Below are 12,320 nucleotides of genomic sequence, written 5' to 3' on the forward strand. Positions count from 1 at the left end.
ACCGGCCGGTGATCCGGAAACCGTGCAAGGACCGTAACGAGTGTGAAGAGGTAACCGTGGAAGACAGGAAGCTGCGCATCGCAGCTGTAGGAGATGAACTGCTCGCGGGCCTGGGGGATCCCCGCGCCTTGGGTTGGCTCGGAAGAGTCCTGGCCCGCACACCCCAGGATTCCGTCGTGGTGGAAAGTTTCCCGCTCCCCTGCCCCATGGAAGGTACTGAGGGCCTTGCCGCCCGCTGGCAGGATGAAGCCGGCAGGCGTTTCAGTGATACGCATGAGAATCGATTGGTGATCGGCCTTTCGGGGCGGGATCTTGAGTTTGGGCTGTCCACCGCGCGCAGCCGCTTGAATCTTGCCAACATCCTTGATGGCGCTTCGCACAGCAGCGTGGAAGTCTTTGTGGTGGGCCCGCCTCCCACGCTTGATCCCACACGCAATAAGCGGCTTGCTGAACTGAACACTGCGTTTGCCGATGTCACCACCCGCCGAAATCACCATTACGTTGACACCTTCTCCCCCTTGCTCAATCATGAGCAGTGGAGGACGGACCTCGCAGCCAATGGGGGAACACCGGGCCAGGCCGGCTACGGATTGATTGCGTGGCTTGTTCTGCACCGCGGCTGGTTCCAGTGGCTTAATATCGCTCAACCGGAGTAGCCATGACGCGGAACGTGCAGGTTTCTGTCAGAGCAGCATTCACAGCGGCCGTTGTTGCCGGGGTGGTAGCCACAGTTTCCTGCAGTTCCGGTCCACCGGCTCCTTCAGCGACGTCGTCTACGGCTACGCCTGCGTCGTCACCATCACCCACTTCGCCATCACCCACTTCGCCATCGCCGTCGACGCCCTCGGCTGCATTGCAGCCCTTCGATGCCGGAACCCTCCGCGCAGACTTCGAGCGGACGGCAAAGGAAGTCCTCGTACCCGGGGCCATGATGCTGTTGGTTACCCCTGAAGGAACCCTCACAGCTTCGTACGGCACCGGAGTCCGCGACGCCCAGCGCGCAGTATCCACCGAGGACCATATCCGGGTGGGCTCCGTCACCAAGACCTGGACCACAACTGCCATTCTGCAGATGGTCCAGGAGGGCAAGCTTTCCTTGGATGATCCGGTGTCCCGGCACCGGCCCGACGTTCCCAACGGGGACAACATCACTATCGATCAGCTGCTGACCATGCGGAGCGGGCTGTTCAACTACACGGAAACCCTCGAGCTCAATTCGGCCATGGACACGGACCCGCAAAGGGCTTGGCAACCGGACGAACTTCTTGCCCTGGCCTACAAACACCCACCGTACTTTGCGCCTGGCCAGGGTTTCCATTACTCCAACACCAACACGGTCCTGCTGGGCCTCATCGCCGAAAAGATCGACGGGAAACCGTTGGGGCAACTGTTCAAGGAACGCATCTTCGAGCCGCTGGGGATGAAGGGAACAGTGTTCCCCGACATCGCGTCGAACAGTATTCCCGAACCCCATCCCCAGGGCTACTTCTTCGGGGACAACGTCCTGACCATGACGAATCCCGCACTCCCGGAGGCCATGCAGCAGGAAGCCATCGCTGGCACGCTCGCACCCAACGACGTCACTGACGTCAATCCATCGTGGGCTTGGGCAGCGGGTTCGGGGATCTCCACGGCCACTGATCTGAAGACTCTTGGTGAGGCCCTCGTCAACGGAAAGCTCCTGGACGCTGAATTGCAACAAAAGCGGCTTGAGACCGTCACGCCCACGAACCCGGACAAACCGGACGGCGCCTCGTATGGTTTGGGGATTGCGAAGTTCGGTAATCTCTTCGGCCACACCGGAGAACTTCCAGGCTTCAACACCTTTATGGGCAGTGACCCCATAAACTCCGTCACGCTGGTGGTGTGGACTAATTTGGCGCCCACTGCCGACGGCCGCGATCCCGCAGTAATCATTGCCCGCTCGCTCATCGGCAAGATTTACCGGCCTTAGCGTTAGGCCTGCCGTCCCGCATTAGCCAACAAACCATTGCCCCTGGACCAGACGCGATATATCGTGTTCCTAAGCAACGCGATATATCGCAACTTGGAGGGATCATGTCTGACGAACTATGGACCGTGACGGGCCCGCAAACACTAGATGTAGAGGAGGTCCGCTCTCTCAAACTGGGCATCGTTAGGGGCCGCTTTGACGTGGTGACACACGACGAGCCATACGTCCGTATCGAAATCAGTGAGATCACTGGCGACCCCCTGACGGTCACGCTTGTTGACGGCAGACTGGAAGTCCGCCACCAACTCCAAGGACCTCAGGGCTGGTTCCGCAACCTGATGGGGACCGTCAACAACACAAGCACCAACTCTGTGATCGTCGGCATTGCGCTGCCGTCCGGCGTCGACGTTGAAGCAGGTACCGTGAGCGGTGACGGCATGGTGTCCGGCATCAGCGGGCGCATCCGCCTGAACACCGTCTCCGGTTCCGTCCTGGCGGACAACACAAGCGGCGAACTGCACGTGAACACAGTCAGTGGCGAGGTCATCGCCAGAAACCACGACGGCGTCCTCACCGCCAAAAGCGTCTCCGGTGAAGTTACCGCCTCGGGCAAGTTCAAGAATGTCCGTGCGAGCACCGTGAGCGGCGACCTCAGCTTCGATCTCCAGGACTACACCAACGACCTTGGCGCCAACTCCGTCTCCGGCGACCTGACCATCCGGCTGCCGCACGACGTCGGCCTGGACATCGTAGCGAAATCGGCCAGCGGAACCGTGGTGATCGACGACCAAATGTACGCCCAGCCTGGCAGCAACGTTCACACCATTGTGGGCCCGGACGAAAGGCTGATGCTGGTTCGGACCAACACGATGTCCGGGAAGACCTACATCATGCACGGATCGGCGCCCACACCGGAAAACGGCCACCCGGCCCCCGGGGAAGCGGGCCTCTGATGCCGCCGGTTTTTGCCCACGGCGCCCTGCGACTGTACCTGCTTGCCTTGCTGGAGGCAGGTCCGAAGCACGGCTATGAGCTGATCAAGGAGTTGGGCGAGCGCTTCGGCGGCACCTACTCCCCCAGCGCCGGAACCATCTACCCGCGCTTGGGAAAGCTGGAGGCGGAAGGCCTCGTTGCCACGGAGACCGAAGGGCGTCGCACCAAATACCTCATTACCGATTCCGGCCGTGCTGAGCTGGACAGCCGCCGGCAGGAGTTGGCCGCCGTCGAGGACACCATATCGGCCTCCGTCAGGAGGCTGGCAGACGACCTGCGGGAGGACATCCGGGCAAATATGCGTGGCCTGCGGGCAGATCTTGCGGCAACAGCGGAGGCTGCGCGCACCAGCGCCTCTTCGGCTGCTTTTCGGAGCAGGACGGCGGGCTACACTCCCGAAGGCCAGCGCATCCTCAAGGAAGCGGAACTATTGGTTCAGTCCTTCAGGGACGACATTCGTGTCGAATTGCGCCAGCATGGCGCCTCGCATCCGCTGACTCCCATTGCCCTTGAAACCGTGCGCACTGTGTTGGACCAGGCCCGCATCTCGATCAGGAACTCGCTGCGAAACTGACTAAGAGGCTGCTCCGAGGCAGCACAACACCCGCCCGGTTCGCGGCGCAGCGCTCTGATGTGCGAAACTGGAGGGCAGCTTTATTGAGTATCAATCCTTGAAGGAGGCCAGCTATGAGCAAGCGTGCACGTAAGCGTCGTGACCGTAAGCGCGGCGGCGCGAACCACGGCAAGCGTCCCAACACCTAAGCCATCGGCTTAGCGTCACAGGCTTAAAAGCGAAGGCCCCGGAAACCATGCGGTTTCCGGGGCCTTCGATGTTAAACCCTAATGAGTGGAATGAGAGCCGAATCAGGCGTCCACAGGCTTGATGGAGTGAATCCTGTCAAGGATGGAGTTTTTCAAGTTCTCCGGCGCGGACTCAGTGCATGATCGCTTGACCATGGTGCGAATGAGGCACTCAAGGTCATACTGCTCGGCACACTCCTCGCAGGAGTCCAGGTGCTGCTTGATCTCAGTTAAGTCCTCGCGGGTCAACGCACCGTCGAGGTACTCGTAGATCCGCTGCATTCGCGTATCGTCGCAATCGCCCAATCCCTGGCAGTCGCTCATTTCTCTTTCTCCTGATTGTTGCTTCCGGCCGCGGCCTGATCTTCGGTTTGGGCCCTGAAGCCCCGTTCGGCGGCGTAATCCGCCAGCATGTCCCGCAGCATCTTCCTGCCGCGGTGCAACCGTGACATGACCGTGCCGATCGGGGTATTCATAATTTCTGAAATTTGCTTGTACGCATACCCCTCAACATCCGCGAAGTAGACGGCCAGCCGGAATTCCTCAGGGATCGACTGTAATGCGTTCTTCACGTCGGAATCAGGGAGGTGGTCAAGGGCCTCAGTCTCCGCGGACCTTAAACCAGCCGAAGTATGCGACTCTGCCTTGGCCAACTGCCAATCCTCAATCGTGTCCGAGTTGGACTGCAGCGGCTCACGCTGCCGCTTCCGATAAAGGTTGATGTACGTGTTGGTCAGGATGCGATACAACCAGGCCTTGAGGTTGGTCCCCGGCTTGTACTGGTGAAAAGCAGAAAACGCCTTGGTGTAAGCCTCTTGAACCAGGTCTTCAGCATCGGATGGGTTGCGTGCCATCCGCATGGCTGCCGAATACAGCTGGTCCACGTACTGCATGGCGTCGCGCTCAAAGCGCGCCCGCCGCTGTTCTGGAGTTTCCGTAGCAGGATCGACGTCGGTTACAGCCGCCGCGTCGTCCGCGCCGGTTGCCTGGTACATGGCCGCTGCGGCCGGTTCAGTGGTGCTCATCGTTGCCAAGTCTACTGTCAGCTGCCGGGATTCCGGCTGCATCCCATACGCAGGCTCCGTCAGAACCAACCGGTCCTTAACCAAAGTCAAAAAACCAACTCCGTTCAACAGGCGGCAAACACGATGCCGCAGTCCGGTCTCCACCGCACCTGAAGTTCACAACGGCTGCTGCTGGGTAAATATTCCGCAAAAGTGCAAGACTAGAGCAGACTGCACCCCTTGAACACAACACTTATCAAACTAATGTGGCAAGCCATCCAGGAGGCAAGACATGTCTGTTATCCGTTTTCTCGCACGTCCCATGCTCGCGTCGAGCTTCGTCGTCGCAGGGCTGGATAAGCTCAGGAACGCGGACGACACTGCGAAGCAACTCTCGCCAGTCCTTCGCCGTGCCTCGGAATCCCTTCCCTTCAAAACTGATGAAAAGACCTTGGCGCGCGTCATCGGCGGGGCGCAACTGGGCGCCGGAGCCTTGCTCGGGCTCGGCAAGCTCTCCCGTTTTGCCGCCACGGTCCTGGCTGTGACGTCGGCTTTGAACTCCTACGTGGAGTGGCGGTCCGCCGATATCAGCACCAAGGAAGGCCGAAGTGCCCGCAAGGCCCAGCTGCTGAAGAACATTTCCCTCACGGGTGGTGTGCTTCTGGCCTCTGTTGATACCGCGGGCCAGCCGAGCATCGCCTGGAGGGCGGAGCACCTGGCTGCCGATGCCAAAAAGGTGACGGGCAAGCAGATCAAGCGTGCAGACAAAGCAGTTCGCAAGGCCGTTGACAACGCAGTTGGAGCATAAGGAAGCATGACCGGTACCACCGCCGCAAACACCGAATCAACCAAAGCCGCCACCATGCTGCCACTGTGGCCGGCCCCGTACGCCAAGGGGCCCGTGGACGCAACCGTGACGGTCCCTGGTTCAAAGTCGCTGACCAACCGGTTCCTGGTGTTGGCCGCACTGGCGGATGGTCCTTCACGGCTGCGGGCTCCCCTTCATTCCCGCGACTCTGCGCTCATGATCCAGGCCCTCCGGCAATTGGGGGCAAGCGTCACCGAGGTACCGGGGGACGGATCCTTCGGGCCGGACCTGGAAATTACGCCCATGGATCCCGCCGCAACAGGGGCTGAAACGGCAATTGACTGCGGGCTGGCCGGAACTGTCATGCGGTTCGTCCCCCCGTTGGCTGCGTTGCGTACGGGCGTCACCGTCTTCGACGGCGATCCCCACGCCCGCAAGAGGCCCATGGGAACCATCATCGAAGCGTTGATCGCCCTCGGCGTGCCAGTGGCAGCAGACGGCGGCAGGACGCCGTCGTCCCTTCCCTTCGCCGTAGAGGGAACCGGCCAGGTCCGGGGCGGCCACCTTGTCATCGACGCCAGCGCCTCATCGCAGTTCGTTTCCGCGTTATTGCTGGTGGGTGCCCGCTTCGTTGATGGCCTGCATCTGGAACACGTGGGCAAGCCCGTCCCCAGCTTGGACCACATCACCATGACCGTGGAAGTCCTCCGCAGCGTGGGCGTCGTCGTGGACGATTCCGTGCCCAACCACTGGCGGGTCTCTCCGGGACCCATCCGCGCTTTTGACCAGAGGATCGAACAGGACCTCTCAAATGCAGGACCTTTCCTCGCCGCTGCGCTGGCCACACGCGGCACCGTCCGCATCCCCAATTGGCCGGCCGGGACCACACAAGTGGGCGACCAGTGGCGCACCATCCTGACCACCATGGGAGCAGAAGTAACTTTCGAAAACGGGACACTGACGGTGACCGGCGGGGCAGAAATCAAGGGTGCCGACTTCGACGAAACAAGCGAATTGGCACCCACTGTGGCCGCCCTGTGCGCATTGGCCAGCGGCCCCTCCCGGCTGACCGGTATTGCCCACCTCCGCGGACACGAAACGGACCGGCTCGCCGCGCTGGTTGCCGAAATCAACGGCCTCGGGGGCGACGCGGAAGAGACCGCCGATGGCCTGGTTATCCGCCCGTCGGCCCTTCACAGCGGCGTGGTCCACAGCTACGCAGACCACCGCATGGCCACTGCCGGGGCCATCCTGGGGCTCGCCGTCGAAGGCGTACAGGTTGAGGACATCGCCACGACATCGAAGACCATGCCGGATTTTCCAAAGATGTGGGAAGCAATGCTGCAGCCAACTGATGCCGACACCGATCTTGATGAGGCCAGCAACTAACCATGGGCCGTGACGCACGCTCCTGGGACGAATCCGACGTCCGGATCCGTCCCAGCAAAAAAGGATCCAGGCCACGCACCAAGGATCGCCCCAGCCACGATGACGCCGTAATAGGCAGGATCATCACCGTGGACCGCGGACGGTACAGGGCAATTGTTGGCGAAGATTCCGCCGACGAACGGATCGTTATCGCAGCCCGCGCCCGCGAACTGCGACGCAACCCCGTTGTCCCCGGCGACTTCGTCGCATTGGTGGGTGACGTCTCCGGGTCTCCCGATACCTTGGCGCGCCTGGTCCGGGTGGAAGAGCGGAAGACCCTCCTTCGCCGGAGTGCCGACGATACGGACCCCATCGAACGGGTGGTCGTGGCCAACGCCGATCAGCTCGTGGTGGTTGTTGCGGCGGCCAACCCGGAGCCACGCACCGGATTCATTGATCGCGCCTTGGTCGCAGCGTACGACGCCGGCATCGAGCCGTTGCTGCTCATCACCAAGGCGGATGTGAAGGACCCGGCGGAACTCCTGGCCAATTACCTGAGCTTGGATTTTCCCGTAATCATCAGCCGGACCGCTGACTCCGAGGCCGGCGGCATCGATGCCCGTTCCGATGACGGACTATCAGCCCGGCTGGACAAGGTCGCCGTATCCCAACTCCGCTCGCACTTGGGTGGAAAAGTCACCGTCATGCTCGGTCACTCCGGCGTTGGCAAATCCACCATGGTCAACGCGCTGACAGGCGCAGAGCGCGCCACTGGAGGCGTCAACGCGGTTACGGGCCGTGGCAGGCACACATCATCCTCGGCTTTGGCGTTGAAGCTGGACGATGCACCGTCCGGCAGCTGGATCATCGATACTCCCGGAATCCGCTCCTTCGGCTTGGCGCATGTGGATCCGGACCGGATACTGCACTCGTTCCCGGACCTTGAGCCCGGCACCGAGACCTGCGACCGCGGCTGCAAGCACGGTGCCACAGCCACCAATTGCGGGCTGGATGCATGGGTGAACGATGGCCATGCCGGGCCATCGGGAGTGGCCCGGTTGGCCTCCTTGCGCCGCTTGCTGGGTGCAGACCCAAGGCTCGAAGCGAAAGAGACCAAGGAACTGGGCACCGTCAACTGATTCGTTGTCTGCTTCACGTCCCCAATGCAGCGAACGATTCAGGATAGTTTGGTGGCATGACCCATCCCGTTTCCACCTACAACGATGACCTGCGCCTGGCCCACGTCCTCGCCGATTCAGTCGACGCCCAGACCATGGATCGCTTCAAGGCACTGGACCTGCAGATCGAAACCAAGCCCGACCTCACACCTGTCACTGACGCTGACAAGGCCGCAGAGGAAGCAATCCGCGGTCAACTGTCCCGCTCCCGTCCGCGGGACGCGGTCCTGGGCGAGGAGTTCGGCAGCAGCGGTCACGGTTCACGTCGCTGGATCATAGACCCCATCGACGGGACCAAGAACTTTGTCCGTGGTGTCCCGGTGTGGGCAACGTTGATCGCCCTCGTGGATGAGGGGGAACCTGTGGTGGGCGTAGTCAGTGCGCCTGCGCTGGGCAAGCGATGGTGGGCTGCGAAGGACATGGGCGCCTACATGGGCCGCTCCCTGGCCTCGGCAACGCGGCTCAAGGTGTCCAACGTTTCCCGCCTGGCTGACGCCTCCATGTCATATTCCAGCCTTTCGGGGTGGAAGGAACGCGGCAACCTGGATGAATTCCTGGGGCTGACGGAAGACATCTGGCGGACACGCGCCTATGGTGATTTCTGGTCGTATTGCCTCGTGGCCGAGGGGGCAGTGGATATCGCTTGCGAGCCTGAACTGAACCTCTACGACATGGCAGCACTCGTCCCGATCGTCACCGAGGCAGGCGGCCGTTTCACATCCTTGGAAGGCGAAGACGGTCCGTTTGGCGGTAACGCCCTGGCCACCAACTCGATCCTGCACTCCGAGGTCCTCAAGCGCCTCAACCCCGGATTGGACGACCTTCTCTAAACTTATCCACGCCTGGCCACCCAGCGGCAGGCGGAATTTTCGACGGCGGATGGCCCCCGCAGGGGGTCTCCGCCGTTTTTTATTCGGCGAAGAAGGGATTTCGCATTCGACGTAACAAAGGGCTTAACAAAAGGAAGCGGCTTTGGAAGCCTCCCCGGACGTGCCTTAGCCTTTTTTACAGGTCACGAGTGCCAGCGCTAAACCCCGGTTTGCTGGCCGGCAACCCTCCATTCGCGGTGGGGTGCCCCGGGTGACGACCCGGCCGGTCCGGAACGGATGCGGCAAGCGCGGATCCCCCTATGGGGGTCCCTCTTGAGTGAGGTTCCATGAGTACTGTCACGTTCAACTCCACCACCATTCCGTCCTTTGTTGAAGAATCCACAGCGGAGACGATAACCGCTCTGCGTCCGCTTGCCGCGGTCACTGGCGCTGAGCTTCAGGCTCCCCTGATTCAGGGTGGCCACGTCCGCTACGCAAACTTGGACTACGGCGCATCGGCCCCGGCCCTGACCATCGTTTCGGCCTACCTCAACGAGGTCCTGCCCTACTACGCCAGCGTTCACCGGGGCGCCGGGTACGCCTCCCAAATCAGCACGTCGGTGTACGAGAACTCGCGGAACATCGTCCGTGATTTCGTCGGCGGGCGTGCCGATGACTCAGTGATCTTCACACGGAACACCACTGACTCGTTGAACCTCCTGGCCGGATGCCTCCCGCAGGTGGATGGCCAATTTGCGGGCGAGGTCCTGTACTTGGACATCGAGCACCACGCCAACTTGCTTCCGTGGCAGGGAGTCCCCCACCGCAGCGTCGTCGCGGCACCAACCCTGGCCGAAACGGTGGACAAGCTCGAGGCCGAACTTGCCCAGGGCGGGGTCAGCCTGCTGGCTGTTACCGGCGCCTCGAACGTGACGGGGGAAATTCTTCCCATCGCGCGCCTTGCTTCGCTTGCCCACGAACACGGCGCAAGGATCGTGGTGGACGCTGCGCAGCTCGCACCTCATCGCCGGATCAACATCACCGAGGCGGACGTCGACTACATCGTCTTCTCCGGACACAAGCTTTATGCCCCCTTCGGCGCGGGTGTCGTGGTGGGTCGTCCGGACTGGCTCGACGCCGGCATACCGCACCTGGCCGGAGGCGGCGCGGTACGTGAAGCGCGCCTGGACTCAGTGAGCTGGGCCGCGGGCCCGGCGCGCCACGAGGGCGGCTCCCCCAACGTGCTGGGCGCCGCGACACTTGCCCGCGCCACCCAAGTCCTCGCAGGGCTCGATCAGGACGCGTGGCATGCCCACGAGTCCGCCATCCGCTCGTACCTGGTGCAGGGCCTGGAGGCCATCGATGGCGTGACCGTCCACAAGATCTTCGCTGACTCCCTGGACACCATCGGTGTGGTCAACTTCTCCGTAGAAGGATTCGACGCCGGGCTGGTTGCGGCTTACCTGGCGGCCGAGCACGGGGTTGGCCTCCGTGATGGCCGGTTCTGCGCCCACCCGCTCCTCAAACGCCTCGGGCTCCCCTCCGGATCCCTGCGCGCCAGCTTCGGCGTCGGCTCCCGGTTGGAGGACGCCACCAGGCTGCTCGCAGGCATCGAAGGACTCAAGCGCGACGGACTGGGATGGGACTACGTGGTGGACGAGGGCCGTTGGGTTCCTGCAAATGACCATCGCAGCTACCCCGAATGGGCCCCGAACACTCCCGGCACTGCGGGCGCAGCTCCCTGCACTGTTGACTAGGAACACTGCGGACCAGGAACACTGCGGTAAATTCATAGGGTACTTTTAGCGACCCTGTGAAGGAGCTTTCGTGGCCCTGCGTTCACCGGCTGCCTCCAGCGGACAGCCACGTACTCCCGGACCAGCCGGGCCGCGTGGTCCAAGGCTGCATGCTTCCCGCCGGCATGAACTCGGTCAGAGCTTCCAGGACGGCGGCGAACACTATGACCGCGTGCGACCCGGCTACCCCGCCGATTCCGTGGACTGGCTGGTTCCTCCGGGGGCAAGGTCAGCGGCGGACCTCGGAGCCGGCACAGGAAAGTTCACGGCACTCCTCGTAGAACGCGGCTTGGCGGTTACCGCGGTCGATCCTTCCACGGACATGTTGGAGCAATTGCGAAAAGCCTACCCCCACGTCAGTGCGCTGGAGGGAACGGCCGAGGCAACTGGACTGACGGACTCAGCATTCGACGTCGTCAGCGTTGCCCAGGCCTGGCACTGGTGCGAGCCCCTCGCAGCGAGCACGGAGATCGCCCGGATCCTGCGGCCTCATGGGATCTTGGGACTGATCTGGAATCAACTGGACACTTCAATCCCGTGGGTTCACCGCCTTTCACGCATCATGCATGCAGGCGATGTCCACAAGCCCGGATTCCGGCCAGTCATCGGCCCGGAGTTTGAAGGTTTGGAAAGTCATCTGACCCGGTGGGAGGATGCCCTGACGCCGGAGGACATCATGGAACTGACCAAGTCGCGCAGCTACTACCTCCGCGCCAACGACGCCACCCGTGCGAAGGTCATGGGCAACCTGGAGTGGTACCTCTACGACCACCTCGGCCATGTCCCTGGTGAAACCATCGGGTTGCCCTACATGACGCAGACCTGGCGGGCAGTCAAGGTTCAAGGTACAACGCCACGGTAGGCTTGGGGTGTGAAGACCAGTACGCCCTCATCCTCGATCGAGGACTACGTCAAGGTCATCTACTCCTACACGGAGTGGCAGGACAAACCAATTACGTCGTCCCAACTTGCCCAGCGCCTGGGAGTGGCTAACTCCTCGGTGTCTGAGATGGTGCGCAAGCTCAAGGACCAAGGCCTGGTCGATCACCAGCCTTACAGCGCCATCAGGCTGACCACTCAGGGAATGCGGCTCGCGCTGTCCATGGTGCGCCGGCACCGGCTGATTGAGACGTACTTGGTGGATGAACTCGGCTACAGCTGGGACGAGGTCCACGACGAAGCCGAAATGTTGGAACACGCTGTGTCCGATACGTTCATTGAGCGGATGTCGGCCAAGCTTGGACATCCTGTCCGGGACCCACACGGAGACCCGATTCCCTCGGCAGATGGTTCGGTCGACTTGCCGCACGCTTACCGAATGATTGAACTGGATCAGGGCCACTCAGGCAGGATCACGCGAATCAGCGATGAGAATCCGGACCTCTTGCGATACCTTGCCTCTGAAGAAATTTCCTTGGACGCGCCCGTTGAAGTGGTGGGCCGCAAACCCTTCGGCGGAGCTTTGGTGGTGCGCATCGGCAGCGGCGCAAAAGGCCGCGAGTTCGACCTCGCTGACGAGGTCACTTCAGCTCTCTGGGTTCAAAGCGCGGAGACGCACGAAGGCTGCATCCTTCCAGCCCGGTAAGCCCGATCCTGACAAGCCCAGGCC

At 62.0% G+C, this 12,320-nt stretch carries 15 protein-coding genes and 1 riboswitch; of the genes, 12 read left to right on the plus strand and 3 right to left on the minus strand.

Annotated elements, in window-relative coordinates:
• Positions 1–56: 56 nt before the first annotated feature.
• Positions 57–656, plus strand: a complete 600-nt coding sequence (locus tag ACNAOT_RS14920; protein WP_026005442.1) for a GDSL-type esterase/lipase family protein — start codon at positions 57–59, stop codon at positions 654–656.
• Here the strand turns inward: ACNAOT_RS14920 and ACNAOT_RS14925 are convergent.
• Positions 634–930, minus strand: a complete 297-nt coding sequence (locus ACNAOT_RS14925) for a hypothetical protein (RefSeq protein ID WP_256871377.1) — start codon at positions 928–930, stop codon at positions 634–636. The two genes, ACNAOT_RS14920 and ACNAOT_RS14925, sit on opposite strands and share 23 nt — an antisense overlap.
• Between ACNAOT_RS14925 and ACNAOT_RS14930 the strand changes: the two genes are divergently transcribed.
• From ACNAOT_RS14930 to ACNAOT_RS14945, 4 genes are all read left to right on the plus strand, one after another.
• A complete protein-coding gene (locus ACNAOT_RS14930) occupies positions 929–1,954 on the plus strand; it encodes a serine hydrolase domain-containing protein (protein ID WP_256871376.1) in 1,026 nt (341 codons plus the stop codon). The genes ACNAOT_RS14925 and ACNAOT_RS14930 overlap by 2 nt on opposite strands.
• Positions 1,955–2,058: 104 nt before the next feature.
• Complete coding sequence (locus ACNAOT_RS14935; RefSeq protein WP_420178432.1) at positions 2,059–2,907, plus strand: DUF4097 family beta strand repeat-containing protein; 849 nt, start codon at positions 2,059–2,061, stop codon at positions 2,905–2,907.
• A complete protein-coding gene (locus ACNAOT_RS14940; RefSeq protein ID WP_420178433.1) occupies positions 2,907–3,521 on the plus strand; it encodes a PadR family transcriptional regulator in 615 nt (204 codons plus the stop codon). The genes ACNAOT_RS14935 and ACNAOT_RS14940 overlap by 1 nt, the downstream gene beginning before the upstream one ends.
• 113 nt (positions 3,522–3,634) lie before the next feature.
• Complete coding sequence (locus ACNAOT_RS14945) at positions 3,635–3,709, plus strand: 50S ribosomal protein bL37 (protein ID WP_369299106.1); 75 nt, start codon at positions 3,635–3,637, stop codon at positions 3,707–3,709.
• Between the two features lie 102 nt (positions 3,710–3,811).
• On the opposite strand, the gene rsrA is transcribed toward ACNAOT_RS14945, so the two are convergent.
• Positions 3,812–4,072: a mycothiol system anti-sigma-R factor gene (rsrA, locus tag ACNAOT_RS14950; protein ID WP_017198486.1), complete on the minus strand. Its 261-nt coding sequence runs from the start codon at positions 4,070–4,072 to the stop codon at positions 3,812–3,814.
• On the minus strand, positions 4,069–4,863 hold the full coding sequence (locus ACNAOT_RS14955) for a sigma-70 family RNA polymerase sigma factor (protein ID WP_420178434.1): 795 nt from the start codon (positions 4,861–4,863) through the stop codon (positions 4,069–4,071). Before ACNAOT_RS14955 ends, rsrA begins: the two co-directional genes overlap by 4 nt.
• A gap of 181 nt (positions 4,864–5,044) precedes the next feature.
• On the opposite strand from ACNAOT_RS14955, the gene ACNAOT_RS14960 reads away from it, so the two are divergent.
• From ACNAOT_RS14960 to ACNAOT_RS14990, 7 genes are all read left to right on the plus strand, one after another.
• A complete protein-coding gene (locus ACNAOT_RS14960; protein ID WP_178996843.1) occupies positions 5,045–5,560 on the plus strand; it encodes a DoxX family membrane protein in 516 nt (171 codons plus the stop codon).
• Positions 5,561–5,566: 6 nt separating this feature from the next.
• Positions 5,567–6,949, plus strand: a complete 1,383-nt coding sequence (aroA, locus tag ACNAOT_RS14965; RefSeq protein ID WP_420178435.1) for a 3-phosphoshikimate 1-carboxyvinyltransferase — start codon at positions 5,567–5,569, stop codon at positions 6,947–6,949.
• A gap of 2 nt (positions 6,950–6,951) precedes the next feature.
• A complete protein-coding gene (locus tag ACNAOT_RS14970) occupies positions 6,952–8,067 on the plus strand; it encodes a ribosome small subunit-dependent GTPase A (protein WP_178996844.1) in 1,116 nt (371 codons plus the stop codon).
• A gap of 56 nt (positions 8,068–8,123) precedes the next feature.
• The gene (gene hisN, locus ACNAOT_RS14975) at positions 8,124–8,936 is read left to right on the plus strand and encodes a histidinol-phosphatase (protein ID WP_091468486.1); all 813 of its coding nucleotides are present in this window, start codon (positions 8,124–8,126) and stop codon (positions 8,934–8,936) included.
• Between the two features lie 180 nt (positions 8,937–9,116).
• Positions 9,117–9,230, plus strand: a riboswitch (SAM riboswitch).
• A gap of 32 nt (positions 9,231–9,262) precedes the next feature.
• A complete protein-coding gene (locus tag ACNAOT_RS14980; protein WP_420178436.1) occupies positions 9,263–10,672 on the plus strand; it encodes an aminotransferase class V-fold PLP-dependent enzyme in 1,410 nt (469 codons plus the stop codon).
• 76 nt (positions 10,673–10,748) lie between these two features.
• The gene (locus ACNAOT_RS14985; RefSeq protein ID WP_420181176.1) at positions 10,749–11,573 is read left to right on the plus strand and encodes a class I SAM-dependent methyltransferase; all 825 of its coding nucleotides are present in this window, start codon (positions 10,749–10,751) and stop codon (positions 11,571–11,573) included.
• A gap of 9 nt (positions 11,574–11,582) precedes the next feature.
• The gene (locus tag ACNAOT_RS14990) at positions 11,583–12,296 is read left to right on the plus strand and encodes a metal-dependent transcriptional regulator (protein WP_420178437.1); all 714 of its coding nucleotides are present in this window, start codon (positions 11,583–11,585) and stop codon (positions 12,294–12,296) included.
• The last annotated feature ends 24 nt before the right edge of the window (positions 12,297–12,320 follow it).

Source organism: Paenarthrobacter sp. TA1.8, assembly GCF_048595705.1.
Classification (GTDB): Bacteria; Actinomycetota; Actinomycetes; order Actinomycetales; family Micrococcaceae; genus Arthrobacter; species Arthrobacter nitroguajacolicus.

What these genes read in the sequence shown, in the direction of transcription:
- ACNAOT_RS14970 (WP_178996844.1), top strand. Translation starts at nt 6,952, where the DNA reads ATGGGCCGTGACGCACGCTCCTGGGACGAATCCGACGTCCGGATCCGT.
- aroA (WP_420178435.1), top strand. Translation starts at nt 5,567, where the DNA reads ATGACCGGTACCACCGCCGCAAACACCGAATCAACCAAAGCCGCCACC.
- hisN (WP_091468486.1), top strand. Translation starts at nt 8,124, where the DNA reads ATGACCCATCCCGTTTCCACCTACAACGATGACCTGCGCCTGGCCCAC.
- ACNAOT_RS14940 (WP_420178433.1), top strand. Translation starts at nt 2,907, where the DNA reads ATGCCGCCGGTTTTTGCCCACGGCGCCCTGCGACTGTACCTGCTTGCC.
- ACNAOT_RS14935 (WP_420178432.1), top strand. Translation starts at nt 2,059, where the DNA reads ATGTCTGACGAACTATGGACCGTGACGGGCCCGCAAACACTAGATGTA.
- ACNAOT_RS14930 (WP_256871376.1), top strand. Translation starts at nt 929, where the DNA reads ATGATGCTGTTGGTTACCCCTGAAGGAACCCTCACAGCTTCGTACGGC.
- ACNAOT_RS14925 (WP_256871377.1), bottom strand. Translation starts at nt 930, where the DNA reads ATGGCCCCGGGTACGAGGACTTCCTTTGCCGTCCGCTCGAAGTCTGCG.
- ACNAOT_RS14980 (WP_420178436.1), top strand. Translation starts at nt 9,263, where the DNA reads ATGAGTACTGTCACGTTCAACTCCACCACCATTCCGTCCTTTGTTGAA.
- ACNAOT_RS14960 (WP_178996843.1), top strand. Translation starts at nt 5,045, where the DNA reads ATGTCTGTTATCCGTTTTCTCGCACGTCCCATGCTCGCGTCGAGCTTC.
- rsrA (WP_017198486.1), bottom strand. Translation starts at nt 4,072, where the DNA reads ATGAGCGACTGCCAGGGATTGGGCGATTGCGACGATACGCGAATGCAG.